The sequence below is a fragment of the Urbifossiella limnaea genome (assembly GCF_007747215.1).
Lineage (GTDB): Bacteria > Planctomycetota > Planctomycetia > Gemmatales > Gemmataceae > Urbifossiella > Urbifossiella limnaea.
In genome coordinates this window covers 1,540,901-1,567,655 of the sequence record NZ_CP036273.1, presented here as the reverse complement: position 1 = coordinate 1,567,655, position 26,755 = coordinate 1,540,901, and the positions used below count along the sequence as shown (strand labels likewise).

Below are 26,755 nucleotides of genomic sequence, written 5' to 3'. Positions count from 1 at the left end.
GGCGCCCGCCCGTCCGCAATTCACTTCCAGTGGTGACGGTGGGATTCGAACCCACACTGTCCACGTTCTGAGCGTGGCGACTCCTGCCGTTGGTCTACATCACCGGTTCGTATTGATGATTGGTGATCGAGGACCGAAGATTTCCGGAAGCCAGGCCGTGCTTCAATCATCAATCCTCGATCATCAGTCATCAACACCAGTGACCCGTGGGGGAATCGAACCCCCGTTTTCTGGTTGAGAACCAGGCGTCCTGTCCGCTGGACGAACGGGCCATACCCCATCAGCGGCTCGTCGGGGAATTGAACCCCGGTCTCCAGGTTGACACTCTGGAATCATTTCCACTAGACCAACGAGCCGTTACACTGACAGTGCCCCGGGTGGGAATCGAACCCACATTGCCCCACGGGGCGGCCGCTTTACAGGCGGCCCGGCGGACCACCGCACGTCCGAAGGCAGACCCACTGTGACACGGGTGGGAGTCGAACCCACAAGCCCCGGGGCTTAAGGCCGGTCGCTATACCAGTTCGCGTACCGTGTCGGAATTCGTCATTCGTCATTCGTCATTCGTCATTTTCTAAGAGCCCCCGGTGGGAATCGAACCCACGCTTCCGCCATACCAAGACGGCAGGCTCCCGTTACAACACGGGGGCGGTTCCCGACCAGAGCCTCCGGTGGGAATCGAACCCACGCTTCCGCGTTACGAGAGCGGCTGGCTCCCACTACAACACAGAGGCATTACCGACAGAGCGCCTGGCGGGGGTCGAACCCGCACCGCCGACTTGGCACGCCGACGTGCTCCCATTAACACCACAGGCGCGTTGCTCGTCATTCGTCATTCGTCATTCGTCATTCGTCATTCCCCAGAGCACCCGGCGGGGCTCGAACCCGCGTCACCGTCGTGGGAGGGCGGTATGTTTCCGCTACACCACGGATGCATACTCAACAGTGGGACCAGGAGGACTTGAACCTCCACCCGTGGGATTAAGAGTCCCCGATGCTGCCGCTAGCACCTTGGTCCCGTGTGTGACCTACAAACGCCGACCGGCCGGGGGACAACCCCCGGCCGGTACGCTGGTCGCGTTCCGACGTGGGGGATTATCCGCTCTCACCCGCCAGCCACAACCCGAGCGCCCGGCTGCCGGCGGCAGCCGCGTCGAGCGTCAGGGTATAACCGTCGTGGCGGGTCATGGTATTCGTGTGACGTTCGAGCCCGGTCGTTGGTTCACCACTTTTTCGCGTCGGTCGTCGCCGCGGTGGTGATGGTAGATGGACGTGCTACCCGGGGAATGGTTCGCGCTCCGGCGCGGAATCTTTCAGGATTCCTCGTCCGGCTCCGACTCCGGGGCGGGGGGCGCGTCCATGGCGTAGGCCGCAAGTGCGAACAGCACATGGAGGTTCGGCACCTCCGCGGCCGGCTTGATCGTGGCCCACGGCAGCCACTTCTTCTTCTGCGAGATGCCGACCTGGCCCTGGGCGACGGTCAGTTTGCCGACCTCGTGCCACGGCAGGAGTTGCCCCTTGTGGTGGATGCCCAACAGGTTCACGTCGAGTTTGCCGAACGCGAGCGTGCGGCCGTCGCGGAAGCGGCGGAAGGCGTCGCGCCACAGCGGCGGGAAGGTGCGGCGCTGCACCTCCTCGGCCAGTTGGGCGTACCCGGTGAGCGCGGGGCTGAACTCGGCCTTCGCCCCGTCGGCCCGCACGACCGTCAGCCCGGCCGTCCACACCTGTACGTCGGGCACCTCGGCCGGCAGCCAGCACTCCGCCGGCTCGCCGTCCGGGCCGCGGACCAGCACCGCCGTGTCCACCCGCTTCGTCTTCAGCCGGACCTCGGCGACCTCGTCCCAGGGGAACGACTCGACCTCGCCGCGCCGCAGCCGCAGCAGCCCGGTCGGGTAGATGAGGACGTGCAGCCCGCGCTGCCGGTACAGGTTCAGGACGAGGCCGCCGCCGGCCAGCAGCGGCCAGATGATGAAGTGGAAGAGGTGCTGCAACAGCTTGAACCCGAACACCACGGCCAGCCCGACCGCGGCGACGCCGACGCCGACGAGGGCGAGGCCGACGAGCAGCTTGGTACGGAACCAGGCCGGGTTCACCTGGTAGATCGCCTCCGGGTCGCCGAGCTCCTCCCGGGCGCGGGTCAGGTCGTCCGGCTCGGTCATGCGGCCCCCGCTGCGGGTCGAATCACCCTCGTATAGTACCAGCCCGGAGTTGGGTGACAGGAGACCGGTCCGATGCTCGTCGTCATGCAGTCGCACGCCACCGCCCCGCAGATCGACCGGGTGGTCGCGGTCATCACCGCGCAGGGGCTCACCCCGCACGTCCTGCCGGGGGCCACGCGCACCGCGATCGGCATGACCGGCAACACCGCCGCCGTCGACCCGGGTCTGTTCGAGGGGCTCGACGGCGTCGAGCAGGCCATCCGCGTCACCAAGCCGTTCAAGCTCGCCAGCCGGGAGATGAAGAAGGACGACACCCGCATGACGATCGCCGGGGTGAACGTCGGCCCGACCACGTTCACCGTCGTCGCCGGGCCGTGCTCGTGCGAGAGCGAAGCGCTCGTGATGCGCACAGCCGAGTTCCTCGTATCGAAGGGCGTGAAGCTGCTCCGCGCCGGGGCGTTCAAGCCGCGGACGAGCCCCTACGCCTTCCAGGGGATGGGCCTGGAAGGGCTGAAGCTGCTGGCAAAGGTGCGCGAGAAGACCGGCGTCGGCATCGTGACCGAATTGATGGACACGGAGTACGCGTCGGCCGTAGAGGAGGCGGCAGACGTGATCCAGATCGGCGCCCGCAACATGCAGAACTTCTCGCTGCTGAAGCGGGTCGGCAAGTGCCGCAAGCCGGTGCTGCTGAAGCGCGGCATGAGCGCGACGCTGGACGAGTGGCTGATGGCGGCCGAGTACATCCTCGCCGGCGGGAATTACGACGTGATCCTGTGCGAGCGCGGCGTGCGGACGTTCGCCGACCACAGCCGGAACACGCTCGACCTGTCGGTGGTGCCGCCGGCGAAGGCGCTGTCGCACCTGCCGGTGTTCGTGGACCCGAGCCACGGCACCGGCAAGTGGGCCTACGTGCCGGCGATGAGCCTGGCGGCGCTGGCGAGCGGGGCCGACGGCCTGCTGGTGGAGGCGCACCCGGAGCCGGACAAGGCGCTGTCCGACGGCCCGCAGACGATCGACTTCCCGACGCTGGAGAAGCTGCTCGCGCAGCTCCGCCAGGTCGCGCCGATCCTGGGGCGGACGGTGTGATAGGATGACGCTGGGCGAATGCCCCGAGGGTCGACGATGTTCAACGGGAACGCGATGCTTGCGTTGCTCGACGCCCGGCCGTTTACCCCGTTCCGGTTCCACCTGAGCGACGGCGGGACGGTCGATGTGCCGAGCCGGGAGATGGTGATGCCTGGGAAGACGTTCGCGGTAGTCGGATTGCCCGACAAGGGCCGTAACGAGCGGTTCCTGAGCTGGTGGACAACCGTCTGGTACATGCACGTAACGCGGGTCGAGATGCTCGCCCCCGGCGCCCCGCCGTTCACCGCCCCGCCGCCGGCCGGAACCGACGTGCCGAGCCCGGTGGCCGGGTAGCGCCGATGCTCTTCTCCTGGCTCCGCACCCGCCGCCGACGGAAGCTCCTCGCCGAGCCGTTCCCCCTCCGCTGGGAGCGGTTCCTCGCGGAGAACGTCGCCCACTTCCCGCGGCTCGCGCCCGCCGAACAAGCCCGGCTCCGCGACGCCGTCCGCGTCCTCGTCGCCGAGAAGCAGTGGGAAGGCGGCCCGGGGCTGTTCGTCACCGAGGAGATGAAGGTCACCATCGCCGCGCAGGCCGCGTTGCTCCTGCTCGGCGACGACCACGACTACTTCGCCCAGGTCGATTCCGTCGTCGTGTTCCCGACGGCGTTCCGCAACCCCGTCCGCGAGGACGACTGGGACGACGAACTACTGGCCGAGGGCGAGCGCGACGGCGAGACGGGCCACCGCGGGCCGGTCATCCTGTCGTGGGACAACGTGCTCGCCGAGGCCCGCGACCCCGGCTGCGGGTACAACCTCGTGCTACACGAGTTCGCCCACCAGCTCGACCTCCTCGACGGCGAGCTGAACGGCACCCCGGACCTGCCCGACCGCGAGACGCAGACCCGCTGGAAGTACGTGATGACGGTGGCGTTCCGCGACCACCGGCGGGCGGTGGACCGGTTCGAGAAGGGGGGCGAGGAGCCGTTCTTCTCCGACCAGGCGGCGGAGACGGAGGACGAGTTCTTCGCCGACGCCACCGAGGCGTTCTACTGCCAGCCGCACGGCTTCCGGGCGGAGTTCCCCGCGGTCTACGAGCTGTTCGCGGCGTATTACAAGGTGGACCCCGCCCGCTGGTTCCCGGAGCCGTCATGAAGTACGCCGCATCCATCGAGTACATCGCCGACGCCGACAAGGTGAACGCCCACCGGCCGGCACACCGGGCGTACCTGACGAGTCTGGTCGAGAAGGACCAGCTGTTCGCGTCCGGCCCGTTCGACGACGCGCCGGGGGCGCTGATCGTGTACGAGGCGGAGTCGGCGGCGGCGGCCGAGGCGCTGCTGCGGGCCGACCCGTTCCACGCGGCGGGGGTGTTCGTCCGCTGGACGATCCGGCCGTGGAAGGTGATCTTCGGCAACCCCCGGCTGCTGCCGTCGGTGTAGCCGCGATCCTTGTTTCCGGCCGGGGGGGGGTCGGGTCGCGGAAACATGTCACGCGGCCAGAATGACCGGCGACATCGGATCGGGTTTCGACGGTACCCATTCGCGGATCGCGCGCTCCGGCCGGATGGGTGTGTTCCGAGCGTTCGGCGTTGACGCCGCGAGCCGTCCAGCCGGGTCGCGTCATATTCCCGTCGCAAAACCCGCCCCGGCGGGTTAGAATACCTAACCACTCGGGGCCGCGCGTGCGGCGTACCGGGCCCATCGTTCCCCGTTCGGAGGCTCTATGTCGCAGAAGGTCAAGGAGGAGGCGATCGAGGTCGAGGGCCGCGTCAAGCAGGCGCTGCCGAACACCACCTTCCGGGTGGAGCTGGACATCGGCGGCGAGATCACCGCCCACATCGGCGGCAAGATGCGGAAACACTACATCCGCATCATCCCGGGCGACCGGGTAAAGGTCGAGATCTCGCCATACGACCTGACGAAGGGTCGCATCACGTTCCGCATCCGCGGGTAGCCTGCCCCAACGGGCGCCCGCCCGTCATTTTTTCGGAATCGTCTGGATTTCCGATTTGCACCGGGTATCGTGTGGGTACGGTGGGCCGACGTCCGGCCCGCCCCGACGACGAACCCGCAGCGTCACTCGTGCCCTTCTTGGTGTCGGTGCTCCGAGATCACCTCCCGAAGCCGCCCCCCAGGATCGACCGACCGATGTTGCCGCCCGGCGAGAGGGGCCGTTCCCCGCGCCCGGTTCGCTCGCCGCCCCCGGCCGACCGTCGGCGCGGGGGCCGTATCCGTAGCCGCGGCCGGGCAGCCGGTCGCAGAAGGTGACTCGTGAAGAAGTTGTACGTCGGAAACCTGTCGTTCGGGACCACCAACGAGGACCTCACCCAGCTGTTCAGCCAGTTCGGGGAGGTCGCCAGCGCGTCGGTGGTGACCGACCGCGAAACCGGCCGGAGCCGGGGGTTCGGGTTCGTCGAGATGTCGAGCGGCGCCGAAGAGGCGATCGCCGGGACCAACGGGGCGGACTTCCAGGGCCGCACCCTGACGGTCAACGAGGCCAAGCCGCGTGAGGACCGCGGCGGCGGCGGTGGCGGCCGTGGTGGCTACGGCGGCGGCGGCGGCGGCCGTGGCGGCTACGGCGGCGGCGGCGGTGGCGGCGGCTACGGTGGCGGCGGCGGCGGCGGCCGTGGCGGCTACGGCGGCGGCGGCGGCGGCTACGGCGGCGGCGGCGGCGGCCGGTACTGAGTCGCCCGCGGACACCGAACAAACACCGACGCCCGCCCGGGGATGTACCCCCGGCGGGCGTCGCCCGTTTCGGGCCACCGGCGCGGGGCTTCCGTAGGTCGGGTCGAGGCTTTGCGAGGTCCGACCTACGGAAGCGGCGGTCTCGGCCGCGGCGGCAGCAGCGCCAGATCCCGCTCCGTCGGCGCCGCCCCCGGCGTCGCCGGCCACACGCCCGTCCACTGCGACCACGTCAGCGGCCGCCGGCCGAACGCCACCCGGTCCGCATCCAGGAACTCGCCCGACGCCGCCCGCCGCCGGGCCGTCAGCGGCCGCAGTTTCGTCCCCGGGTCGCCCAGGTCGTAGATCACCGGCTCGCCCTCGCGCGCCCCGTACCACACCAGCAAGCCCGCCGGCCCCACGTCGAAGTGGGCCGCGTCCTTCGGCAGCGCCGCCCGCACCTCCTCGCGCACCACGTCCACGCCGGCCCGCTTGAACAGGTAGCCGAGCGCGTTCGCCAGCGCCCCCGCCTGGTCGTCGGGCAGCCCCGTCAGGAAGCCCGGGTTCGCCCACCCGGCCACGAGCCAGCCGCTGCGGTCCTCCCACTCCAGCCACGCCGGCGTGCCGTCCTGTGGCACCACCTCCAGCCGGATGCGGTTCGTGCCCAGGTTCACCTCGCCGACCGACAGCACGGGCCCGGTCCACCCCGACTGCGGGTTGTTCAGCACCGCCAGGAAGTCCCGCGCCACGAACCGCCGTACCGCCTCCTCCACGTCGCGCAGCGAGGCGCGGTGCTGGCGGACCTCCTGCCACACGTCGGTCCGCGCCGCCTCCCGCTCGGCGGCCCGCAGCCTCGCGAACAGCCGCGGCACCGTGCCCGAGTGGAAGCCGATGTGCAGCAACCCCTTCACCGTCTCGCCGCCCGGCCCCACCGACACCGGCCGCAACCCCGTCGGCCGGTTGGCGCGGTACAGCCGCCAGTTCTCGCGCATCTCCCAGAACAGGAACGTGAACGCGTCCGGCAACAGGTAGAAGGTGCCGACCACCAGCAGCCAGGCCACCGGGTACGGCACCGCCGGCGTCAGCTTCTCGACCAGCGGCGAGCCGAGCGGGGAGAGCGTGAACAGCCCGAGGATGGCCAGCAGCGGGTACACGAACTTGGCGAACAGGATCGAGAGCGGCAGCTTCAGCGGGTTGATCATCGGCTCGATCAGCACGACCGTGTAGAAGCGGATCAGGAACTCGACCGGCATCCACAGCACGCCGGCGACGGCGCGCACGGCCACCGCCACGCGGCCGCCGTCGCCGCGGAGGCGCAGCCAGTCCTCGACGCGGGCCAGCACCCATTCGAGGAAGTCGACGAAATCGCGGAAGAAGTCGTTGATCCAGTGGAGCAGGGCGGGGAGCGAGCGGGCGACGTCGATGAGGCGGCGCGCGGCCTCGAGCAGCAGTTCCCCCGCGACCCGGCCGGGGCGCGTGTTCACGACGAGGACCGACGCCAGGAACGTGAGCGCCTGCGGCGCCCCGCCGGCGTCCCACAGGTAGGGCTGGAACGCGGCGACGAGCACGCCCGTCAGCGCCGCCGGCTTCACCACGAAATTCCAGAGGAACTGCACCGGGACGCTGTCGATGAGGCGCTGCACCCACGGGCTCGCCCACAGGCGGTACGGCACCTCCCAGAACACGAACCGCGCCGCCCGGTACAGCTTCCGGCCGACGGCGTGCAGCACCCGCCGCACCGCCGCCGACCGCACCACCAGCAGGAAGAAGACCCCGAGCCCGAGCCAGCTCAGGTGGAACCACGTCTGCTGGTTCCAGCCGCCGAGGAAGGTGCCGGCCTGCTCGCCCTCCGGGCCGCTCGGGTGCGGGCCGTACTCGAACACCATCAGCCAGACGAACTGCGCCACCAGGAACGCGGCGCCGAACGGCAGGAACACGTTCCGCGTCAGCCGCCGGCCGGTCTCGGTGCCGAACCCGATGGCGGTGAGCTGCTCCAGCCCGCGGGTGTAGAGTTCGGCCCGGCGGTAGACGCCGTCCAGCTCGGCCGCGAGCCGGCTGTCGAGCCGCAGGAGGGGGTCGCCGCGGACGTACTCGTTGGCGCCGCCGAGGTCGGGCAGCTTCATCTGCCCGCGGGCGATGGCGTCGCGCACGTCGGCGAACCCGAGGAACCCGGTGGCGGAGACGCGGTCGAGCAGTTCCTCGACCGTCTTGGCGAGCGCCGCCTGTTCGGGGACCGTGCTCGGCTGGAGCCCCGCGTCCTTCAGCGCGGTGGCGAGGATGGGGCGGAACTGCTCGCGGAGGCGCGTCTCGGCCCGGGCGACGGCGCCCTGGATGAGCGACCCGAGCGCCTGCCGGTCGGCGTCGGTGAGGCGCGCCGCGGCGAGGCGGCGCGCGGCCAGCCGCAGGTGCGCCGGCACGCGCACGTACGGCTGGCCCTTCAGCTCGCGGCGGAGCTTCGTGCGGCCGGCGGAGAGCGCGTACTCGACCGCGTCCAGCGCGTAGGTCGGCAGCTCGTGCTCGCGGCAGGCGCGCTGCAGGTCGTGCAGGAGGGCCGCCTCGACGGTGCGGTTCCCCTGGTCGGCCTTGTCGAGGAGCCGCGGCAGCACGGCCTTCCACCCCACGGCCTCGTCGTCGGTCACGCCCAGCGCCAGCTCCATCCGGCGGACGAGTGCGTAGATGTCGTTGCGGGCGGAGTCCTGGGCCGAGGCGGTGAGGTTGCCGGGGGCGACGCGGGCCGCGCGGGTGTGTGAGATGGCCGCGGCCACGGTGTCGCCGAGGGCGGCGGCGCGGGTGGCCTGGCGGCGGAGGCGGTAGTAGAAGTCGTAGGACTCGTCGGCCTGGTCGTCGGACTTCGGGGCCGGGGTCGGGGCGCCGGCCGGGCGCGTGGCCGCGAACAGCCGCGGCGCGTCGACGTCGGCGGCGAGCACGCCCTCGACGGCGGCCGCCGGCGGCAGGCTCGGGAAGTTCACCGCCACCAGCGCCGGGTTGAACAGCCGCATCTCCAGGAACACCGCGGCGAACTCGGCGTAGGCGGCCTTGTCGTCGGCCTTCGGGGCGAGGAGGTTGTCCTGCACCAGCACGTTCCGCGCCTCCTCGAACGCGGCCGGGCCGACGCGCTCGACCCGCTCGCGGAGCGCGGCCGGGCCGACGCCGGCGAGGGTGCGGTTGAGTTCGCGGTGGGCGGCGGCGTGGAACAGGAGCCGCCAGTACCGGCTGAGCAGGTCGCCGGGCGGCCCTTCGAGCTCGGCGTTGCTCGGCCGGGCCAGCAGTAGCACGGCTTCGGGGAGGGCGTAGTCCGGCGGCAGGAGGAGTTCGTCGCGCGCGACGTGCCGGAAGAGGGCCTGCCGGTCTACCACCCAGCAGTGGTCGTGCGGGACGGCCCAAAAGGCCCAGCCGATGCCGGCCTCGGCCTGGGCGACGCGGGCGAGGACCGGCGGGTCCACGAGGACGGCGGCCGGGTCGGTGTCCCGGAGGATGCGACCGAGTTCGTCGAGCCTCATAGTCCGGGCGGTGAGGGGGTCCGGGGGCGGCCGGGGCCGGGGAGAATTGGGTTTATCATACCACCCCGCGCCGGGGAAGCGACAGACCCGGCGAGCGGCCGTCGTGAGCGGGCCGATCGCCCGGCTCGCGTCACAACATGCTGTACGGGTCGATGTCCACCTGGAACTCGACGCCGCTCGGCGGGCGGGCCGTCGCCAGCGCGGCGCGGAGCACGTCGTGCAGCGCGGCGCTGCTGTCGGCCTGCACCTGGAAGTGGAACCGGTAGAAGTTCTTCAGCCGGAACACCGGGCACTCCGCCGGGCCGAGCAGCCGCACCGGCGGCGGCTTGCCGGCGGAGTCCCGCGCGTGCGTTGCCAGCGCGCTCTGGAAGGCGCCCGCCAGCGTGTCGGCGAAGGCGCCGGCCGCCTCCTCCTTCTCGCTGCGGACGATGAGCCGGGCCATCCGCTCGTACGGCGGGTACTTGTGCTGCTTGCGGTGGACCAGCTCCTGGGCCGCGAACGTGGCGTAGTCGTGGCCCGCCGCCAGCGTGATGCACGGGTGCTCGGGCGTGTACGTCTGCACCAGCACCCGCCCGCCCTTCTCGCCGCGGCCGGCGCGGCCCGCCACCTGCGCCAGCAGCTGAAACGTCCGCTCGGCGCTGCGGAAGTCGGGGAGGTGCAGCCCCACGTCGGCGTTCACCACGCCCACCAGCGTGACGTTCGGGAAGTCCAGCCCCTTCGCAATCATCTGCGTGCCGACCAGGATGTGAACGAGCCCGTCGCGGAAGGCGTCGAGCACGCGCTGGTGGCTGCCGGGCTTGCTCATCGTGTCCGAGTCCATCCGCTGGCACACGCTGCCAGGGAACTTCTCCTCGATCTCGACATGCAGCTTCTCGGTGCCCAGCCCCTGGTAGCGGATCGCCGCCTGGCCACAGCCGGGGCACTTGGCGTAGGGGGCGGTCTCCCAGCCGCAGTAGTGGCACACCAGCGCCGCCTTCGTGCGGTGGAACGTCAGCGCCAGGTCGCAGTGGGCGCACTGCGCGACGTGGCCGCACCCCGGGCAGTGGACGTGCGTGCTGAACCCGCGGCGGTTCAGCATCAGGATGACTTGCCCCTTCGCCTTCAGTGTGGAGCGCATCGCGGCTTCGAGGGTCGGGCTGATCGCGCCCGGCCGCCCGTGTTGCGGCTTCGGCTCGTGTCGCAGGTCGATCACCTGCACCGGCGGCATCGGCCGGTCCTCCACGCGCTTCGGCAGTTCCAGCAGCGTGTACGCCCCGCGGGCGGCGTTGGCCCAGCTTTCGAGGCTCGGCGTGGCGGAGCCCATGACGATGGGGATGTCTTCGAGCCGGGCGCGCATCACGGCCACGTCGCGGGCGTGGTAGCGCGGCGTCGCCTCCTGCTTGAACGTCGTCTCGTGCTCCTCGTCGATGACGATGAGGCCGAGCTTGCGGGTGGGGGCGAACACGGCGCTGCGGGCGCCGACGACGACCTGCACGTGCCCGGTGGCGACGCGCCGCCAGTACGCCCCGCGCTCGGCGTCGGTGAGGTGGCTGTGGAGGACGGCGACGTTCCCGCAGCGGCCGCGGAACCGCTCCAGCGTCTGCGGCGTCAGCGAGATTTCGGGGACGAGGACGATCGCCTCCTTCCCCTGCTTCACGACCTCCTCGATGGCGCGGAGGTAAATCTCCGTCTTGCCGCTGCCGGTGACGCCGTGCAGCAGGAACGCATGAAACCCGCCCGCGTGCAGGATCGGGTTGAGCTTGTCCCAGACGGCGGTCTGGTCGGCGTTCAGCTGGATGTCGGGCGGCGGTGACACCGGGCTGTCATCGGCTTCCGCGGCGCGCTCGTGCTGGCCCCCCGCCTCGCTCTCGACGCGCTCGGTGAACTTCTTCAGCAGCCGCTTCTTGACGAGCGACGCGACGACGCCGGGGCCGCACTTCGCCAGCCGGGCGAGCTGGCCGAGCTCCAGCGGGCGGTTCTCCTTCTTGAGGCAGTCGAGCGCCGCCTTCTGCACTGCGGTGATCGTCGGCAGCGGGTTCGGCAGCTCGGCCTTCGCCACCGGCTCGACGAACGTCGCCTGCCGGGTGCCGGCGTTGTCGCGGACCCCGGCCGGGACGACGGCGTGGAGCACCTGGCCCCAGCCGCACAGGTAGTAGTCGGCCATCCAGCGGGTGAGTTTCATCAGGTGCTCGTCGACGAGGGCGTCGTCGTCGAGGACGCGGGCGATGTCCTTGACCTCGCCGCGGGCCGGCGGGTTGTGGCCGACGCGGACGCAGAACCCGGACGTGGTCCGCCCGCCGCGGCCGAACGGCGCTTCGACGCGCTTACCGGTGCCGACCTTGCCCGCGAGCGCGGCGGGGACGGCGTAGGTGTACGGGTGGTCGAGCGGGCGGTCGAAGACGATGTCGGCGTAGATGCCGACGGGGGTGTCGAGCGGGGTGATCGAGGTTGGGTTAAGCTCGAGGGTTTCCATGCCCCCACGCTACCCCGGAGCGGGGGTGCGGGGCAATGACGGTTGGCCCGTCACAACCCCACCCGGCGCCCGAGCCGCGACCGCAGTTCGGTCCCCACCGCCTCCGACGCGCCGCAGCCGTGGATGTCGAGTTCCAGCAGCGGCGACAGGTACGGGCTCTCGGCTAGCGGCCGGAGGGCGTCGCCGCGCAGGTCGCGGTTGCCGCTCAGGTCGAGGAACGACAGCCGCGCCAGTCGCGGCGACCGGGCCAGCACCCGCACCGCCTCCGCCGTCAGCTCGCAACGACCGAGGCCCAACCCGGCCAGCCGCCAGAACGGGCCATTCAGCAGCGCATCGACGCCCGCCGCGGACAGGCTGACACCGGTGAGCGTCAGCACGCGCAGCGCCGCCAGCCCGGGGCTCGACGCCAGCGCCACCGCGCCGCGGTCCGTCACGCGGCCGTCGAAGTCGTTGTCTTCCAGCCAGCGCGGGTGGTTGTAGCTGAGGTGGAGCGTCCGCAGGTGGCGGAAGCGGCCGGACGCGGCGATGCGCTCGGCGGCGGTGTCCGTCAGATAGTTCCGGCCGAGGCCGAGCCACGTCAGGGAGCCGGACCAGTTCGCGTTGCACAGGTCGGCGACGCCGGCGTCGTAAAGGAAGTTGTTCGACAGGTCGAGGGTTCGGAGCGCGGCCGGGCCGTCGGCGGCGAACAGCGGCTCGACGAGCCGCGTGGGGGCGGTGGCGTCGGCGAGGCGGAGGGTTTCGGCCTGCGACCAGAAGGGCGACCCGAGCAGCGCCCGCACCACGGCCGCGGCCGACCCGCAGCGGTTGGCGCTCAGCTCGCGCAGCCCGGCGAGCGCGGGGGCGTTCAGCAGCGGTTCGAGTGCGAACGCGGCGAGCGGGGTGCTGGACACGTCGAGGGCGGTAAGCGCGGGCGCGGGGCGGGCGAAGGCCCGGTGGGCGTCCGGTGCGAGGCTGCTGTCAGAAAGGTCGAGTCGGGTCAGCGGCCGGCAGGCCGCGGCGGCGAGGAGCCACTCCAGCCCGGGAGCGGTCGCGCGGCAGCCCTGGATGCCGAGGTCGGCGAGCCCCGCCGGCTCGATGAACCGGGCCACCGGACCGAGTCGGTACTCTCCCGTGGGTCCGCTCGCGTGGAACGCTCGGAGCTGGGCGCGGAATCGCATCCCTGAGGCCGGATCGGCCTGCCACCGGGTGTCGGCAAACCCGCCCAGTGTGACGTCCGCGAGCCGGGACCAGTCGTGGTCGGCCAGCCACTGCACCGTTGCGCCGGTCGATAGAGGGGCGACCCGGAGGTCGAGCGCCTCGATGCGGTCGCCCCAAGCGTGGGCAACCTGGGCGCAGCAATCGGACCGGTGCCCGACCACCCGCCAGCGGCGGGCCGGGTGGCCGGCGAACAGGGCCGACCCGTGCTCGGCCAGGGCGTCGGGGCCGCATGCCACCTCGTTCACAAAGCCGCGCTCCCACTCCCACTCGGTGAGCGCGTCGCCCGGCACGCCGAGCCACGCGGGCTCGTGCGCCGCCAGCAACTCGTGCTCGCGGTCCTCCAGTTCGGGGCGGGCGGGGTCGTGGTCGGGGAGGCGGGCCAGCTGCACCTGCACGCGCACGAACTCGGCGCGGGCGGCGTCGCCGGCGTCGTCGAGCCAGTCGGCGTAGGCCAGGCGCGGGGTGTCGTCGTCGGGGCGGTCGCGGATCGCGGCCAGAAGTGCCGGGGCGGCGGACATGCCCGAAGTGTATACACGCCGCTCGCGGCGTAGCGTCGCGACGCTACGCCGCAAGCGGCGAATGGGGACCTTACTTCTTCTTCCCGGTCGGGGCCGATTCCTTCTTGTTCGCCTTCGCCCGCGGCGAACCCGGGCCGACCTTGTTCGTCGGCCGCACCATCACCACCGCGTTCGGGTGGCCCGGCACGCCGCCGCGCACCAGGATCAGGTTGTTTTCCGCGTCCACCTTCACCACCGTCAGGTTGCGGATCGTCACCCGCTCGTTGCCGTACCGGCCGGCCCGCTTCATGCCCTTCTTCGGGCGGCCGCTACCGCGGTTGCTCGCCAGCGACGAGGTCGACCCGGCCTGCCGGTGGACCTTCTTCGCACCGTGCGCCGCCGGCAAGCCCGCGAAGTTGTGCCGCTTCATGACGCCCTGCGTGCCGCGGCCCTTCGTGGTGCCGATCACGTCCACCGCCACCACGTCCTTGAACACGTCCGCCACGGTCAGCTTCTGGCCCACCGTCAGCGTCACGTCCTCCTGGTAGCCCTCGTGCGGCTTCAGGATGTTGCCGGTGCTCTTGACGCGCTCCACGGTCACCGTGGCGGACTCGGCGTCGGCCGACTTCACGCCGAGGGTAAACGCCCCCACGCGGTCGAGGCGGAACTCGCGGATGTGGCGCTGCGGCTCCACGTCGGCCTTCGGCGGGAGCTTGACGCCGGCCTTCTGGCGGGCCTCCTTCCGCTTCGACTTCAGGTTCGCGGCCACGTGCCCCTGCTCGGGGCGGGTGGCGTTCTTGCGCGGCTTGTCGTCGAACCCGATCTGCACGGCGGTGTAGCCGTCCTTCACGACCTTGCGGTTGCCGTCCGTGGTGCCCTCGTACTTGATTTGCAGCACGGGGCACGGCCCGACGCGGAGAACCGTGACCGGCTCCACCGCCCCGCTGGCGGTGAAGAACTGCGTCATGCCGACCTTGTACCCGATTAGACCCAGCGACATGGGAACGCTCCCGCCGTGGAACGGCGGCTCTGGTGGTGGCCCCGGCCGACCTGCGATCCGGCGCGGGGAGCGCCGTGCATCAGTCGGTTGGTGAACCCGGGGGCGAAAGCGTATAGGATACGACCGCGGCGGTGAACGGCCAGACGCGCGTGACGCTTCCGGCGCTCCGCCGTAGGCCGCCCGGGGTTGCCACCCCGGGCTCAGCACGAACGCCCCTCCGGGGCTCAAGCCCCGAGCCGGATTAAGCCCCGGAGGGGCGGCCGTCGTTAGCCCGGGGTGGCAACCCCGGGCGGCGTTCGCGCTGTCTCATCCGCATTCTCGGAACATCCCCATGCGCCCCCTCTCCCTCGCGCTCGCGCTCCTCGCCGCCCTCCCCACCGCCGCACAACTCCCGCCCCCGGTCTCGCCCGTCGCCGACGGGGCGGTGCCCGAGAAGCTCGCCGGCGGGTTCGCGTTCACCGAGGGCCCGGCCCCCGACGCCGCCGGCAACGTCTACTTCACCGACCAGCCCAACGACCGCATCCACAAGTGGTCCGCCGACGGCAAGCTCACCACCTTCATGGAGCCCTGCGGCCGGTCGAACGGCCTCTGCTTCGACGCAGCCGGCACCCTCTGGGCCTGCGCCGACGCCCAGAACGAGCTGTGGAAGATCGACGTGGCCACGAAGAAGGTGACGGTGGTGGTGAAGGACCACGCCGGCAAGCTGCTGAACGGCCCGAACGACATCTGGGTGCGGCCCGACGGCGGGGCGTACTTCACCGACCCGCTGTACAAGCGGCCGTACTGGAAGCGCGGCCCCCAGGAGCAGCCGCAGGCGGTGTACTTCCTGTCGAAGGAGGGGACGCTGTCGAAGGCGGACGCGGACGTGAAGCAGCCGAACGGCATCATCGGCACGCCGGACGGGAAGACGCTGTACGTGGCCGACTTCGGGGTGAACAAGACGCACGCCTACGACATCGCGGCGGACGGCACGCTGAAGAACCGCCGCGTGTTCGCCAACCAGGCGTCCGACGGCATGACCGTGGACGACGCCGGCAACGTGTACTTCACGACGCGCGGCGTGCAGGTCTACGACAAGGCGGGCAAGAAGATCGCGCAGATCGACACGCCGGACGGCGGCTGCACCAACGTGTGCTTCGGCGGCGCCGACATGCGGACGCTGTTCATCACCACCGGCAAGAGCCTGTACGCGGTGAAGATGAAGACCAAGGGCGCCGCCCGGCAGTAGGGCAGCGCCGGCCCCCACACCCCGGAGACTTGCGATGTACCGTGCCTACGGCCTGCTCCCGCCGGACTGCCCGTTCACGCTGGACGACGCCGCCGCCCGCCTTCGCGCCCGCTTCCCGGACGCGGCGGTGTCGCAGGCCGGCGCCCAGGTCACCGTGCAGAAGGGCGACTGGGAGATTGAACTGATCCTGAACGCCGGACCCGCCGCGCTGGCCGAGTCGGTCGAGATGGCCGAGAGGATCGCCGGCCTGGAAGACGGCCAGGGGCTCGCCCGGTGCGACCGCCGGGTCGAGGTGTGGAGCGACACGCCGGACCCGTTCGTCGAGCACCTCGCCGACTTCCACACGGTCGTCGAGGTGCTGCGGTCGTTCCCCGGGGTGGTCGCCGTGGACCCCGACGGGCCGGCGCTGATGTGACGACGACTCCGCCGCTCCGTCTCACGGGCAAGGTGCTTTGAAGGAGTGTGCAGTGCCCATCGACAAACAAGAAGACTCAAATGGAGAGGGGAACTCCGGTAGCCACTTGCCGGACCTACCCAAAGACCTGTCGAACCTGACTGGATGGTGGAAGGTCAGCGAGATAGTCAGCTACGTACTTATGTTCCTGTCCCCTGTGGCAGTCGGTTTTGCGCAATGGCTTCCAGGTTGGCTTCCTGGTATCCTATCGGATCGGTATGTCTCGCTTTTGCTTGGGTTCCTTGCACTGCTCGCAGCGTTTTTCATCCGTTGGCTGGGGACGCCGTCGGCACGTACAGCAGAGGCGGCTAAAGAAATCCGTCGGGCCAGCAGACCTTTCAGCAAGGCGGAGCGAGATGGTCTTGCCAGCTACCTTGAATCGTTAGACCGCCGACATCGCTGCTGGGTGTTTGCCGCAGGTGCCACCTTTGTCGGCTTGGTCGCGTCGATAGGGCTGGCGCCCCTCTTGCACCATGTCCGCACGGACATTCCGGCGGAAATTACTTTTCATGAGGCCCGGTACTTTGATCCTACTCAGGACAAAGTAGTGATCGAAAAGGCCCCGTTTCTCAATGCGATCCGCACCTCTCTTGCCGCGGAAGGTAATGGAGAAGGGCAGCGCTACAAGATCGTCTTGTTCGAGACGCACCCGTTCCCGCATCCCACGAAGCCATTCCAGCTAACTTTACAGTCTGTCGAACCTGGGTGGTTCGAAGTCACCGGGTACGTGTTTAGGGTGCGCGATGGTCGGGAAGTGCGTGCCTACGAACCTGTCCCCGCTGACCAATCGGTCGATGACATTCTTACGCTGTCAATTCCAGCTTCAGAACCCGGCGACCGCGTTTTCGGCATCCTCCGGGTTACGCTGAAGGATCACCGACCATTTCCGACGAAGCTGAACCAGCAGATCAAGGCTACTACGCCCCGCACAACCAGTACAGGAGCGAAGTGATGGTCCAGAGCATCCGATTACTCCGCCCATGTTCCGTTCTCATCGCTCTCGTTGGCCTACCTGCCATAGCACACGGCCAGAAGGTCAAAGGTGTTGTGGTCGACTCCACGAAGCAACCCATCCAGGGGGTAAGCGTTGAGCTCCACCCTACTGGCAAGAACGACTCGGTTCACAGTGTGATAACCAACAAAGACGGCGTCTACGAATTCAACGGTCTTAAGTACGACGCTGCATATGACATTATTTACAGTCACTCGAATATGGATACGGTCGTTATTAGTCGCTTGGCTGAGAGCAAAGCACAAGAGATAAATAACGTGATGTACCGGAAGGGCCAGCCACGACCCGGACTCGCCCTTCTCGAAACCTTGCAGTCTGCAGAGCGTCTGCTGCTCCTCGCTGCGTCGAAAGAGAAGGCTGAGGAAAAGCAACGGCTGCTAGCACGATTCGATGATGAGACCCAGCGTTACTTGTTTGGGAACACCAACCTGTTCTTGCCCGGCGAGGACAATACGGTGGCCGTTTATGTCACGGATCGAAGAAGATCGGTCACGGCCCTGTTCAAGCCAGTAGTGAAATAGCACCCGCAGTCGTGCTCGAATTCGTGAAAGATCGCATGATCAGCCTGCTGTGTAGTGGGTTGACGAGACGTGTGGGAAGGTGTGGGTCACCAGCGATCGACGGTAGTCGCACAGCCGGAAGATTCAGTTGGAGAAAGGGTTCCGGCCGACGCACGGGCGGCCGATCGCGTCAACGAACTTTTTTATGAGTCGGTGACATGTTTCCGGGGATCGACCCCCCTCGGCCGGAAACAAGAATCGCGGCTAGACCGACGGCAGCAGCCGGGGGTTGCCGAAGATCACCTTCCACGGCCGGATCGTCCAGCGGACGAACACCCCCGCGGCGGGCACGGCCCGTCCGACGGAGCGTACCGCGGGGTGGCGAGTGGTCGCAAGAATATTCCCGGAACGGAAGCTTCTCGTCCCGCGTCCGCGGGCTGTTCCCGGGCGCACCAGACGCGCTCGGGAACAGCCCGCGGACTCGGGACGCTCGCCGCGCTTACTTCTTCCCGGTCAGCTCCGCGACCAGCGCGTCGGCGTCGTACACCTTCCGCAGCGCCTCCACGATCGCCCGGCTGTCCACGCTCACCGCGCGGGCCTCGGACTCGTCGTAGATGAAGTCCAGCACCAGGCTCTGGATGTTGCCGTCGAAGATCAGCCCGACCACCTCGCCGGCCTTGTTCACCACCGGGCTGCCGCTGTTCCCGCCGATGATGTCCGCCGTGCACACGAAGTTGAACGGCGTCTTCAGGTCGAGCTTGTCCTTGCGGTCGACCCACCGCTTCGGCAGCTCGAACGGCCCGGTGTTCCCCAGCTCCTTGCTCCGGGCGTACAGGCCGTCCATCGTCGAGAACGGGGGCACCGCCTTGCCGGCCTCGGTGTACCCCTTCACGGTGCCGAACGCCAGCCGCAGCGTGAACGTGGCGTCCGGGTACACCTGGTCGCCGTCCATCGCGTACCGGGCCTTCGCCAGCGCCGAGTGCGCCTGCCGCTTCGGCTCCTCGACCTCCGTCTCAAACCGCCGCCGGGCCGCCCGCGACGCCGGGTCCACCAGCCGCGCCAGCTCGATCATCGGGTCGGCGGCCGCGTCCACCGCGGCCTTACCGCCCTCGAACATCTTCTTGCGGAACTCGGGGTCGCGGACCTTCGTCTTGCTCACCACCTCGTAGGCCCGGTCGCGCGGCGACTTGCCGGCGAGCACCTTCTTCACCAGCTCGTGGTCCGGCCCCAGGCTCGTGGCCAGGAACGTCAGGCCGTCGGTGAGCTTCACCGTCTCGATGTCCTCGTGGATCGGCTCGTCCGAGAAGAGCTGGAACTTCAGCGACGGGATGCGGGCGTCGCCGAACTCGCGGAGCCGCTCGGCGGGCGCCTTCGGCAGCTCGTCGGCGGCGCGGGCCAGGGTGCGGGCGATGCCGAACGACGCGCTGTTGAACCCGGCCGCGTTCTCCAGCAGCGTCAGGTCGCGGATCAGCTCGGCCCGCACCTTCTCGGCCTTCTCGACGGCGGCGAACGCCCCCTCGGCGGCCTTCACGTCGGTGTTCATGCTCTTGCCGATGAACTCGCGGAGCCGCTGCTCGTCGGCCACCTTGCGGCCGAACAGCTTCGGGTCGAGCAGCCCGGCGAGGCCGCCGAGCCGGGCCTTGCGGCTGTTCTGGATGCTGAACAGGTCGTCCTCGGCGCGGCGCATGTTCTCGGCCGTGCGGCCGCCCCAGGCGCTCAGCAGCACTTCCAGCCGCACGAGCCGCTGGAGGAGGTAGGGGTAGCCGGTGTCGCGGAGGTACTGCAGCTCGGCGACGGTGTTCTGCCGGTTGGTGCGGCCGGGGTGACCCGAGACGAACACCAGCTCGTTCTCCTTGGCCCCGGCGGCGCTCCACTTCAGGTAGTGCTGCGTCTTCAGCGGGGCGCCGCCGTTGTAGACGCGGAAGAAGCACACGTCGAGGTCGTAGCGCGGGTACTCGAAGTTGTCCGGGTCGCCGCCGAAGAACGCGATGCCCTTCTCGGGGGCGAACACGAGGCGGATGTCGGTGTACTTGCGGAACGTGTACAGGTGGTACTGCCCGCCGGCGTACAGGCTCACCACGTCGGCGCGGACGCTGGCCTTCTCGTCGGCGTTGGCCTTCTCGATCTCGGCGATGCGGGCCTGCCGGGCCTTGAACGCGTCGGCCGGGGCCATGCCCGGGTTCACCGCGGCGTTCACGTCGTTGGTCACGTCCTTGATGGCGAGCAGGACGTTGAGTTCGAGCCCCTTGCACTTGATCTCGGCGTCGCGGGTCTTGGCGTGGAACCCGTCGCGGAGGTAGTTGTTCTTCTCGTCCGACAGCTTGGCCAGGTCGTCGGCGCCGACGTGGTGGTTGGTCATGACGAGGCCGTCGGCGCTGACGAAGCTGCCGGACCCGCCGGAGTTGAACCGGACGGACGAGAGCCGCAGGTGGTCGAGCCAGTCGGGGGTGGGCTCGAACTGGTATTTCGCCTTGAGCTGGGCGGCGGGCGGGTTGTTGAACAGCCACATCCCTTCGTCGGCGAAGGTGGGGGTGGCGGCCATGAGGAGCACTCCGAGTGCGGCGGTCAGTCTGCGAGTCATCGGTCGCTCTCCGTGAGGGACGCGGGGAGGGGGCGCCGGCGGGTGATGGTTTAGACGCGGCGGGCGCGAACGCCCACCGGGCAGGGTATACTGGCCGCCGGACGCGGGTGGCTCGATGTGATCAGTCGGAGACGCCCGCGGCTTTGGTCCGGAGCTCCGAAGGGGCGGCAGCCAATAGCCCGGGGCGCAAGCCCTGGGTGCGTCTCCGCCGTAGGCCTCCCAGTGCTTACGCCCCGGGCTATTGGCTGCCGCCCCTTCGGGGCTCTGACCGCCTCGCCGCTTGCGGCGCCCCCGCCCCGCGGGTACGCTCAACCCATGACCCCGCACACCCCCCGCAGCCGCCGCGACTTCCTCTACGCCGCCGGCGGCGGCCTCGGCGGCATTGCCCTCCACGCGCTACTGAACGAGGCCCACGCCCAGCCCCGCTCGCCGCTCGCCGCCAAGCGGCCGCACTTCGAGCCGAAGGCCAAGCGCGTCATCTTCATCTTCGCCGTCGGCGGGCCGAGCCAGATGGACCTGTTCGACCGCAAGCCCGAACTCGAACGGCAGGCCGGCAAGCCGCTGCCCGAGGCGGCCGGCCGCGCCCGCAGCCAGTTCACCACCGGCAACGAGGTCATCCTGCCGAGCACGCGCCGCTGGCAGCGCTACGGCAAGAGCGGCATCGAGCTGTCCGACCTGATGCCGCGCACCGCCGCGTGTGCGGACGACATCTGCTTCCTGCGGGCGTGCTGGTGTACGTCCACGGTCCACGCCCCGGCCATGTACGAGCTGCACAGCGGCCGCACGCTCATGGGCTTCCCGAGCCTCGGCAGCTGGGTGACGTACGGCCTCGGCACCGAGAACCAGAACCTCCCGGCGTACTGCGTGCTGCCGCAGCCCGAAGGCGTGCCCGAGGGCGGGGCGCCGTGCTGGGGGAGCGCCTTTCTCCCCGCCGTGTACCAGGGGACGCTGCTGCGCCGCGGGGCGAGCCCGATCCTCAACCTGCGGCCGCCGCCCGGCACCGGGCCGGAGCAGAACCGCCGCTCGTTCGACCTGGTGCGGCGGCTCAACGAGCTGCACGCCCCGCCCGGCGACCCCGACCTCGACGCCCGCACCGCCAGCTACGAACTCGCCTTCCGGATGCAGCAGCACGCGCCGGAGGCCGTGGACCTGAGCCGCGAGACGGCCGAGACGAAGGCGCTGTACGGCACCGACGACGCGAAGACGGCCGACTTCGGCACGCGGCTGCTGCTGGCCCGCCGGCTCGTCGAGCGCGGGGTGCGGTTCGTCACGGTGTACAGCGGCGGCGGGCCGCTGATCACGCAGTGGGACGCGCACGACGACATCAACGGCAACCACGAGACGATGTGCGGCCACGCCGACCGGCCGGTGGCGGCGCTGCTGACGGACCTGAAGCGGCGCGGGCTGCTGAAGGACACGCTGGTGGTGTGGTGCAGCGAGTTCGGGCGGACGCCCAACAGCCAGGGCGGGCGCGGCCGCGACCACAACCCGCTCGGCTACACCATGTGGCTGGCCGGCGGCGGATCGAAGGGCGGCACCGTCGTCGGCGCCACCGACGAGTTCGGCCTGCACGGCATCGAGGACCGCGTGAGCGTGAACGACTTCCACGCCACGATCCTGCACCTGCTCGGCTTCGACCACGAGCGGCTGACGTACCCGCACGACGGCCGCGACGAGCGGCTGACGGACGTGGCGGGGCGCGTGGTCGAAAAGGCGCTGGCTTAGCGGGGACGGGAGGCCGGAGGCCGATTAACCACAGAGTCACAGAGAGCACAGAGGGAAGACCGAAAGCAAGGAAGAATGAAGACCTTGTTTTCGAATAGGATTTCCGCTCGGCTTTCGGTCTTCCCTCTGTGCTCTCTGTGACTCTGTGGTTAATCTGCTTTCTGTATCCCGTCCACAGTCTCTCCCGGAGCCCCGCCCCATGTTGCGCGTGTTCGCCGCGCCGGCCGCCCTCGCCGCCGCCGCCCTCGTCGCCCTCGCCCCCGCGCCGTCCGCGGCGCAGCCCGGCGAGAAGAAGGCCACCATCGGTAGCATCGAGCGCAAGAACGCCAAGATCGACGAACTCCTCCCCAAGGGCGCCGTCATCGAGGTGCTCGCCGGCGGGTTCAAGTGGACCGAGGGGCCGGTCTGGGACAAGAAGGCCAAGCGGGTGCTGTTCACCGACATCCCCAACAACCGCGTCATGAGCTGGTCGCCGGCCGACGGGCTCAAGGAGTTCCTGAAGCCGAGCGGCTACACCGGCAAGGAGCCGTTCACCGGCTACGAGCCCGGGGCCAACGGCCTCGCGTTCGACAAGGACGGCGCCCTCGTGCTGTGCCAGCACGGCGACCGGCGGATTTCCCGCCTCACCGCCGACGGCAAGTTCCAGACGGTCGCGGACAAGTACAACGGGAAGCGGTTCAACAGCCCGAACGACCTGGTGTACCACCCGAACGGCGACCTGTACTTCACCGACCCGCCGTACGGCCTGCCGAAGCAGATGGACGACCCGGCGAAGGAGCTGCAGTTCCAGGGCGTCTACCGGCTGAAGCCGAACGGCGAGCTGACGCTGCTGACGAAGGAGATGAGCCGGCCGAACGGCATCGCGCTGTCGCCGGACAACAAGACGCTGTACGTGGCCAACTCCGACCCCGCGCGGGCGATCTGGATGGCCTTCCCGCTCGGCGCCGACGGCGCCATCAGCGGCGCCGGCCGGGTCATCTTCGACGCCACGCCCGAGGTGGTGGCGAAGAAGCCGGGCCTGCCGGACGGCATGAAGGTGGACGCGAAGGGGAACATCTTCGCCACCGGCCCCGACGGCGTGTACGTGTTCGCCCCGGACTTCACCTACCTGGGCAAGATCGTCATCGGCGACAAGAACGCCAACTGCGGGTTCGGCGACGACGGGGCGACGCTGTACATCTGCGCCAACGACAAGCTCGTCCGCGTCCGCACCACGACGCGCGGGCTGGGGTTCTGAGCAAGAGAGCGATTCAACCACGGAGTCACAGAGAGCACAGAGGAAAGACAGAAGACGGAGCGAAGCAGAGTTTGAGACCAGATTCTTGTCTTCCCTCTGCTTTCGGTCTTCCCTCTGTGCTCTCTGTGACTCTGTAGTTAATCCGGTTTTCGGAGCGACACCATGCCCGCCCCCACCCGCCGCGACGCGCTCCGGGCCGCCGCACTGCTGCCGCTCGCCGGCGCCGCGTCCGCCCGTCAGCCGGAGCCGTTCCGCGGCATGATCGTGCGCATGCACGAGCCGCGGAACCTGGAGATGCCGCCGTCCGGCTTCGCCCACGCGGTCACGCCCACCGAGCAGTTCTTCGTCCGCAGCCACTTCGCGGCGCCGGTCGTCGATCCCAACACATTCAAACTCGTCGTCGAGGGGCACGTCGAGAACCGCCTCGAACTGACGCTCGCCGAGGTGGCCCAGCTGGCCAAGGCCGAGCAGACGCTGACCGTGGAGTGCGCCGGCAACGGCCGCGTCTTCCTGGTCCCGCAGGCCCGCGGCCTTCAGTGGGCGACGGGGGGCGTCGGTACCGCGGCGTGGGCCGGCACGCCGCTCGGCGCCGTCCTCGACCGCGCCCGCCCGAAGGCCGGCGCCGCGGACGTGGTGCTGTTCGGCGCCGACCGCGGGGCCGTCACCGCCGACCCGGCCAGCCCCGGGCCGATCCATTACGGCCGTGGTCTGCCGCTGGCGAAGGCCCGCAAGGACGAGGTGCTGCTCGCCTCCACCATGAACGGCGAGCCGCTGACGCGCAGCCACGGGGCGCCGCTGCGGGCCGTCGTCGGCGGGTGGTTCGGCTGCGCCGCGGTGAAGTGGCTGACCCGCATCGTCGTCACCGACCGCCCCTACGGCGGGTTCTGGCAGACGATGGACTATTCGCTGTACGCCCGCGGGGCCGGCGGCGAGCCCGAGACGGTGCCGCTCACGACGATGCTCCCGAAGGCGGTGATCGCCAACCTCGGGCCGCAGGAGGTGATCCCCGCCGGCCGGCCGTTCACCGTCCGCGGCGCGGCGTGGGCCGGCGAGTCGCCGGTGGCCAAGATCGAACTCAGCACCGACGGCGGGGCGACGTGGACGGCGGCGAAGCTGGACGGCGACGCGAAACCGCACCGGTGGGTGTTCTGGTCGTTCGACTGGACGCCGGCCCGCGGCCCGGCGCGGGTGGTGGCCCGCTGCACCGACGCCGCCGGCGCCACCCAGCCGCCGACCCGCGACCCGGACCGGCGCTCGTACCTCATCAACCACCTCGTGCCGGTCGAAGTGACGGCGCGCTAGCCGCCCCCGACAGCCACTCGCGCACGGCTTCCACCCCGACCCGCGGCGCGCACCGCGTCGCGGCAGACGTACACCGTCGGCGCGCCGCCAATTGCCGGGCGGTCGGCGAGCAGCGGGAACACGTCCGCCGGCACCGGCGCCGCGGGGTCGTGGACTGCCACCACCGGTTGGGGCATGGGAATGCTCCGGGGCGAGCGCGCCGGCCGTTGTAGGTCGGGTCGAGTCCTCGAGACCTGACGGCGGCACGGACCACATTTGACGTGAACCCGGATCGCACCGAACCGGCGAGGTTTTACGGGTTCTTGGAGGGCGTAGCCGTCCGGTCTCGAGGACTCGACCCGACCTACATCAGCCCGCCTACTGTACGCGCCGCAGCTTCTCCTTCTTCCCCTTCGCGTCCTCGGTGTGGAGCTCGTCCGCGGTCAGCCGCGTCACCACCACCTCCTCGGTGATCGTCTTCTCGCCGACCTTCAGCGCGATCTTCAGCTTCTGCCCGGCCACCGCATACGTCCCCTCGTACGTCTCCGTCTTGCCGCCGGCGCCGAGCTGGAACGTCACCTTGTTCCCCGTCTTGAACTCCACCACCGACACCTCGTCCTTCTTCTTCTCAACCGGCGTCCAGCGGCCGATCAGCTTCGCCGGGTCGAACGGCGCGTCCTTCTCCTGCCCGGCCGCGGCGCCGGTCAGCGCCAGCAGCACCGCCAGGCCCATCCCGCACGCGATCCGCGTCATGGCTCGTCCTCCGGAACGTGGGCGCCCTCGGCCGGCGGTGGAACTGGCGGGCCGCCGAGCCCGAGCCGGCGCACCACCCACGGCAGCGTCAGCCCCTGCCCCACCAGCGTGGCGAAGATCACCCAGAACGTCAGGAACTGGATCAGGTCGCGGCCTTGGAACGGCTTGCCGTCGGCCGTGACGGTCGGCAGGGCCAGCGCCGCGGCCAGCGACACCACGCCGCGCATCCCCGTCCACCCGACCACGAAGACGGCCCGCGGTGGCGGGTACGGCGTCGTCGGCAGGCCGAGCCGGCGGTCCAGCCAGCGCGGCACGTAGGCGCCCGGGAACACCCACACGAACCGCGACAGGATCACGGCCGCGCTCACCGCCGCGGAGTACCCCAGCAGGTCGAGCGGGTCGTAGTTGTCGCTCAGTTGGTCGAGCACCGGGCGGAGGGCGAAGCCGATCAGGATGAAGATCAGCGCGTTCAGCACGAACTCGACCCACTCCCACACGGCCCGCGCCTCCTCGTACAGGGCCGGGCTGAACACCTGCTCGCACCGGCTGCCGACCCACAACCCCGCCGTCACCGCGGCCAGCACGCCGCTCACGTGCAGGTGCTCGGCCGGCAGGTACACCGCGAACGGCGTCAGCAGCGTGACCGTGATCAACAGCTTGGCGTCGGCCCGCTCCTCGCGGTCGAGCCAGGCGTGTAGCTTCACCGCGAGCCACCCGCCGGCCAGGCCGAGGGCGACGCCGCCGGCGGCGACGACGAGGAACTGCACGCCGGCGTCGGCTACCGAGAAAGACCCCGCGCTCACCGCCACGACCGCCACCCGGAGCACGACCAGGGCGGTGGCGTCGTTCACCAGGCTCTCGCCCTCGAGCAGCGTGATGATGACCGGCGGCACGCCGATGCGCCGCGTGACGGCCACGGCCGCGACGGCGTCCGGCGGCGACACGATCGCGCCGAGCACGAACGCGCACGGCCACGGCAGGCCGACGACGGCGTGGGCGACCACGGCGACGACGGCGGTGGTGAACAGCACGAGCCCGACGGCCAGGAGCACAATGGGGCGGAGGTTCAGCCGGAAGTCGGCCCACTCGGTCTGGAACGCGGCGGCGTACAGGAGCGGCGGCAGGAACAGGAGGAACACGACCTGCGGGTCGAGGGCGACGCTCGGCGCCCACGGCTGGAGGCCGAGCAACAGCCCGCCGACGACCAGCAGGATGGGGTACGGCACGCGCATCCGCCGGGCCACGACGCCGAGCCCGACGGCGACCGCGACGAGGGCCAGGACGAGCTCGACCGGGTGGAACACGCGCGCGCCTCGGGAGTCGGGACCGAACTATCGTTAGAGGGCGGCCGGGAGGAAGCCCACCCGTGACGACGGGCGCGTGTGGCGGCGGTGGCAACCCGGGCAAGCTGCGTCGCCCTTCCGGCCTCGCCGCGCGCCGAAAACCGTCGCCGGC

General features: G+C 70.1%; 22 protein-coding genes and 9 tRNA genes. 13 read left to right on the top strand and 18 right to left on the bottom strand.

All coding sequences use genetic code 11. The annotated features are described in order from the left end of the window. Nucleotides 1-30 precede the first annotated feature (30 nt). The 10 genes from ETAA1_RS06305 to ETAA1_RS06260 form a co-directional block, all read right to left on the bottom strand. A tRNA-Leu gene (locus ETAA1_RS06305) sits at nucleotides 31-104 on the bottom strand. 96 nt (nucleotides 105-200) lie between these two features. Continuing rightward, nucleotides 201-272: transfer RNA gene (locus ETAA1_RS06300), tRNA-Glu, on the bottom strand. A gap of 12 nt (nucleotides 273-284) precedes the next feature. After that, nucleotides 285-356: transfer RNA gene (locus tag ETAA1_RS06295), tRNA-Asp, on the bottom strand. A 108-nt stretch (nucleotides 357-464) separates the two neighbouring features. Further along, a tRNA-Leu gene (locus ETAA1_RS06290) sits at nucleotides 465-538 on the bottom strand. A 41-nt stretch (nucleotides 539-579) separates the two neighbouring features. Beyond that, nucleotides 580-650: transfer RNA gene (locus ETAA1_RS06285), tRNA-Thr, on the bottom strand. Nucleotides 651-663: 13 nt separating this feature from the next. Next, a tRNA-Thr gene (locus tag ETAA1_RS06280) sits at nucleotides 664-734 on the bottom strand. 11 nt (nucleotides 735-745) lie between these two features. Then, nucleotides 746-817: transfer RNA gene (locus tag ETAA1_RS06275), tRNA-Gly, on the bottom strand. 47 nt (nucleotides 818-864) lie between these two features. Next, nucleotides 865-935 (bottom strand) — tRNA-Gly (locus ETAA1_RS06270). A gap of 11 nt (nucleotides 936-946) precedes the next feature. Then, nucleotides 947-1,019: transfer RNA gene (locus ETAA1_RS06265), tRNA-Lys, on the bottom strand. 294 nt (nucleotides 1,020-1,313) lie between these two features. Next, nucleotides 1,314-2,159, bottom strand: coding sequence for a DUF6585 family protein (locus tag ETAA1_RS06260; protein ID WP_145235316.1), 846 nt, complete (start codon nucleotides 2,157-2,159; stop codon nucleotides 1,314-1,316). Nucleotides 2,160-2,231: 72 nt separating this feature from the next. Between ETAA1_RS06260 and aroF the strand changes: the two genes are divergently transcribed. The 6 genes from aroF (at nucleotide 2,232) to ETAA1_RS06230 (ending at nucleotide 5,907) form a co-directional block, all read left to right on the top strand. Continuing rightward, entirely contained in the window at nucleotides 2,232-3,245 is a 1,014-nt protein-coding gene (gene aroF, locus ETAA1_RS06255) for a 3-deoxy-7-phosphoheptulonate synthase (RefSeq protein ID WP_145235314.1), read from the top strand. A 36-nt stretch (nucleotides 3,246-3,281) separates the two neighbouring features. Further along, nucleotides 3,282-3,578: a hypothetical protein gene (locus tag ETAA1_RS06250; RefSeq protein WP_145235312.1), complete on the top strand. Its 297-nt coding sequence runs from the start codon at nucleotides 3,282-3,284 to the stop codon at nucleotides 3,576-3,578. Nucleotides 3,579-3,583: 5 nt separating this feature from the next. Further along, nucleotides 3,584-4,375, top strand: coding sequence for a M90 family metallopeptidase (locus ETAA1_RS06245; RefSeq protein WP_145235310.1), 792 nt, complete (start codon nucleotides 3,584-3,586; stop codon nucleotides 4,373-4,375). Continuing rightward, complete coding sequence (locus tag ETAA1_RS06240) at nucleotides 4,372-4,662, top strand: YciI family protein (protein ID WP_145235308.1); 291 nt, start codon at nucleotides 4,372-4,374, stop codon at nucleotides 4,660-4,662. The genes ETAA1_RS06245 and ETAA1_RS06240 overlap by 4 nt, the downstream gene beginning before the upstream one ends. A gap of 283 nt (nucleotides 4,663-4,945) precedes the next feature. Then, complete coding sequence (gene infA, locus ETAA1_RS06235) at nucleotides 4,946-5,176, top strand: translation initiation factor IF-1 (RefSeq protein WP_145235306.1); 231 nt, start codon at nucleotides 4,946-4,948, stop codon at nucleotides 5,174-5,176. Nucleotides 5,177-5,493: 317 nt separating this feature from the next. Further along, nucleotides 5,494-5,907, top strand: a complete 414-nt coding sequence (locus tag ETAA1_RS06230) for an RNA recognition motif domain-containing protein (protein ID WP_145235304.1) — start codon at nucleotides 5,494-5,496, stop codon at nucleotides 5,905-5,907. Nucleotides 5,908-6,032: 125 nt separating this feature from the next. Here the strand turns inward: ETAA1_RS06230 and ETAA1_RS06225 are convergent, their stop codons facing one another. From ETAA1_RS06225 to ETAA1_RS06210, 4 genes are all read right to left on the bottom strand, one after another. After that, nucleotides 6,033-9,383 (bottom strand): hypothetical protein, encoded by a 3,351-nt coding sequence (locus ETAA1_RS06225; RefSeq protein ID WP_145235302.1) that lies wholly within the window; start codon nucleotides 9,381-9,383, stop codon nucleotides 6,033-6,035. Between the two features lie 130 nt (nucleotides 9,384-9,513). Then, nucleotides 9,514-11,835: a replication restart helicase PriA gene (gene priA / locus ETAA1_RS06220; protein ID WP_145235300.1), complete on the bottom strand. Its 2,322-nt coding sequence runs from the start codon at nucleotides 11,833-11,835 to the stop codon at nucleotides 9,514-9,516. A gap of 50 nt (nucleotides 11,836-11,885) precedes the next feature. Further along, complete coding sequence (locus tag ETAA1_RS06215) at nucleotides 11,886-13,550, bottom strand: TIGR02996 domain-containing protein (protein ID WP_145235298.1); 1,665 nt, start codon at nucleotides 13,548-13,550, stop codon at nucleotides 11,886-11,888. 70 nt (nucleotides 13,551-13,620) lie between these two features. Continuing rightward, on the bottom strand, nucleotides 13,621-14,529 hold the full coding sequence (locus ETAA1_RS06210) for a large ribosomal subunit protein uL3 (RefSeq protein WP_145235296.1): 909 nt from the start codon (nucleotides 14,527-14,529) through the stop codon (nucleotides 13,621-13,623). Between the two features lie 331 nt (nucleotides 14,530-14,860). On the opposite strand from ETAA1_RS06210, the gene ETAA1_RS06205 reads away from it, so the two are divergent. From ETAA1_RS06205 to ETAA1_RS06190, 4 genes are read left to right on the top strand one after another with little or no spacing between them, the layout of a single operon-like run. Further along, nucleotides 14,861-15,757 carry an SMP-30/gluconolactonase/LRE family protein gene (locus ETAA1_RS06205; protein ID WP_145235294.1) on the top strand — a complete coding sequence of 299 codons (897 nt, stop codon included), beginning with the start codon at nucleotides 14,861-14,863 and terminating at the stop codon, nucleotides 15,755-15,757. Between the two features lie 34 nt (nucleotides 15,758-15,791). Further along, nucleotides 15,792-16,172 (top strand): hypothetical protein, encoded by a 381-nt coding sequence (locus tag ETAA1_RS06200; protein WP_145235292.1) that lies wholly within the window; start codon nucleotides 15,792-15,794, stop codon nucleotides 16,170-16,172. A 52-nt stretch (nucleotides 16,173-16,224) separates the two neighbouring features. Then, nucleotides 16,225-17,163 (top strand): hypothetical protein, encoded by a 939-nt coding sequence (locus ETAA1_RS06195; RefSeq protein WP_145235290.1) that lies wholly within the window; start codon nucleotides 16,225-16,227, stop codon nucleotides 17,161-17,163. Beyond that, on the top strand, nucleotides 17,163-17,744 hold the full coding sequence (locus ETAA1_RS06190; RefSeq protein WP_145235288.1) for a carboxypeptidase-like regulatory domain-containing protein: 582 nt from the start codon (nucleotides 17,163-17,165) through the stop codon (nucleotides 17,742-17,744). Before ETAA1_RS06195 ends, ETAA1_RS06190 begins: the two co-directional genes overlap by 1 nt. A 478-nt stretch (nucleotides 17,745-18,222) precedes the next feature. Here ETAA1_RS06190 and ETAA1_RS06185 read toward each other — a convergent pair whose 3' ends face one another. Next, nucleotides 18,223-20,304: a S46 family peptidase gene (locus ETAA1_RS06185; RefSeq protein ID WP_145235286.1), complete on the bottom strand. Its 2,082-nt coding sequence runs from the start codon at nucleotides 20,302-20,304 to the stop codon at nucleotides 18,223-18,225. 315 nt (nucleotides 20,305-20,619) lie between these two features. Here ETAA1_RS06185 and ETAA1_RS06180 point away from each other — a divergent pair, with 315 nt between their 5' ends. The 3 genes from ETAA1_RS06180 to ETAA1_RS06170 all read left to right on the top strand — a co-directional run bounded on the left by ETAA1_RS06180 (nucleotide 20,620) and on the right by ETAA1_RS06170 (nucleotide 24,568). Continuing rightward, nucleotides 20,620-22,029 carry a DUF1501 domain-containing protein gene (locus tag ETAA1_RS06180; RefSeq protein ID WP_145235285.1) on the top strand — a complete coding sequence of 470 codons (1,410 nt, stop codon included), beginning with the start codon at nucleotides 20,620-20,622 and terminating at the stop codon, nucleotides 22,027-22,029. Nucleotides 22,030-22,228: 199 nt separating this feature from the next. After that, nucleotides 22,229-23,266: an SMP-30/gluconolactonase/LRE family protein gene (locus ETAA1_RS06175; RefSeq protein WP_238389383.1), complete on the top strand. Its 1,038-nt coding sequence runs from the start codon at nucleotides 22,229-22,231 to the stop codon at nucleotides 23,264-23,266. Nucleotides 23,267-23,428: 162 nt separating this feature from the next. Beyond that, nucleotides 23,429-24,568 carry a sulfite oxidase gene (locus ETAA1_RS06170; protein ID WP_145235283.1) on the top strand — a complete coding sequence of 380 codons (1,140 nt, stop codon included), beginning with the start codon at nucleotides 23,429-23,431 and terminating at the stop codon, nucleotides 24,566-24,568. Here the strand turns inward: ETAA1_RS06170 and ETAA1_RS06165 are convergent. The 3 genes from ETAA1_RS06165 to ETAA1_RS06155 form a co-directional block, all read right to left on the bottom strand. Continuing rightward, the gene (locus tag ETAA1_RS06165; protein WP_145235281.1) at nucleotides 24,565-24,744 is read right to left on the bottom strand and encodes a hypothetical protein; all 180 of its coding nucleotides are present in this window, start codon (nucleotides 24,742-24,744) and stop codon (nucleotides 24,565-24,567) included. The two genes, ETAA1_RS06170 and ETAA1_RS06165, sit on opposite strands and share 4 nt — an antisense overlap. A gap of 181 nt (nucleotides 24,745-24,925) precedes the next feature. Then, complete coding sequence (locus tag ETAA1_RS06160; protein WP_145235279.1) at nucleotides 24,926-25,300, bottom strand: glycoside hydrolase family 43 C-terminal domain-containing protein; 375 nt, start codon at nucleotides 25,298-25,300, stop codon at nucleotides 24,926-24,928. Then, nucleotides 25,297-26,604: a Na+/H+ antiporter gene (locus ETAA1_RS06155; protein ID WP_145235277.1), complete on the bottom strand. Its 1,308-nt coding sequence runs from the start codon at nucleotides 26,602-26,604 to the stop codon at nucleotides 25,297-25,299. The genes ETAA1_RS06160 and ETAA1_RS06155 overlap by 4 nt, the downstream gene beginning before the upstream one ends. Between the last annotated feature and the right edge of the window lie 151 nt (nucleotides 26,605-26,755).

What these genes read in the sequence shown, in the direction of transcription:
- ETAA1_RS06260 (WP_145235316.1), bottom strand. Translation starts at nt 2,159, where the DNA reads ATGACCGAGCCGGACGACCTGACCCGCGCCCGGGAGGAGCTCGGCGAC.
- aroF (WP_145235314.1), top strand. Translation starts at nt 2,232, where the DNA reads ATGCTCGTCGTCATGCAGTCGCACGCCACCGCCCCGCAGATCGACCGG.
- ETAA1_RS06250 (WP_145235312.1), top strand. Translation starts at nt 3,282, where the DNA reads ATGTTCAACGGGAACGCGATGCTTGCGTTGCTCGACGCCCGGCCGTTT.
- ETAA1_RS06245 (WP_145235310.1), top strand. Translation starts at nt 3,584, where the DNA reads ATGCTCTTCTCCTGGCTCCGCACCCGCCGCCGACGGAAGCTCCTCGCC.
- ETAA1_RS06240 (WP_145235308.1), top strand. Translation starts at nt 4,372, where the DNA reads ATGAAGTACGCCGCATCCATCGAGTACATCGCCGACGCCGACAAGGTG.
- infA (WP_145235306.1), top strand. Translation starts at nt 4,946, where the DNA reads ATGTCGCAGAAGGTCAAGGAGGAGGCGATCGAGGTCGAGGGCCGCGTC.
- ETAA1_RS06225 (WP_145235302.1), bottom strand. Translation starts at nt 9,383, where the DNA reads ATGAGGCTCGACGAACTCGGTCGCATCCTCCGGGACACCGACCCGGCC.
- priA (WP_145235300.1), bottom strand. Translation starts at nt 11,835, where the DNA reads ATGGAAACCCTCGAGCTTAACCCAACCTCGATCACCCCGCTCGACACC.
- ETAA1_RS06215 (WP_145235298.1), bottom strand. Translation starts at nt 13,550, where the DNA reads ATGTCCGCCGCCCCGGCACTTCTGGCCGCGATCCGCGACCGCCCCGAC.
- ETAA1_RS06210 (WP_145235296.1), bottom strand. Translation starts at nt 14,529, where the DNA reads ATGTCGCTGGGTCTAATCGGGTACAAGGTCGGCATGACGCAGTTCTTC.
- ETAA1_RS06205 (WP_145235294.1), top strand. Translation starts at nt 14,861, where the DNA reads ATGCGCCCCCTCTCCCTCGCGCTCGCGCTCCTCGCCGCCCTCCCCACC.
- ETAA1_RS06200 (WP_145235292.1), top strand. Translation starts at nt 15,792, where the DNA reads ATGTACCGTGCCTACGGCCTGCTCCCGCCGGACTGCCCGTTCACGCTG.
- ETAA1_RS06190 (WP_145235288.1), top strand. Translation starts at nt 17,163, where the DNA reads ATGGTCCAGAGCATCCGATTACTCCGCCCATGTTCCGTTCTCATCGCT.
- ETAA1_RS06185 (WP_145235286.1), bottom strand. Translation starts at nt 20,304, where the DNA reads ATGACTCGCAGACTGACCGCCGCACTCGGAGTGCTCCTCATGGCCGCC.
- ETAA1_RS06180 (WP_145235285.1), top strand. Translation starts at nt 20,620, where the DNA reads ATGACCCCGCACACCCCCCGCAGCCGCCGCGACTTCCTCTACGCCGCC.
- ETAA1_RS06175 (WP_238389383.1), top strand. Translation starts at nt 22,229, where the DNA reads ATGTTGCGCGTGTTCGCCGCGCCGGCCGCCCTCGCCGCCGCCGCCCTC.
- ETAA1_RS06170 (WP_145235283.1), top strand. Translation starts at nt 23,429, where the DNA reads ATGCCCGCCCCCACCCGCCGCGACGCGCTCCGGGCCGCCGCACTGCTG.
- ETAA1_RS06165 (WP_145235281.1), bottom strand. Translation starts at nt 24,744, where the DNA reads ATGCCCCAACCGGTGGTGGCAGTCCACGACCCCGCGGCGCCGGTGCCG.
- ETAA1_RS06160 (WP_145235279.1), bottom strand. Translation starts at nt 25,300, where the DNA reads ATGACGCGGATCGCGTGCGGGATGGGCCTGGCGGTGCTGCTGGCGCTG.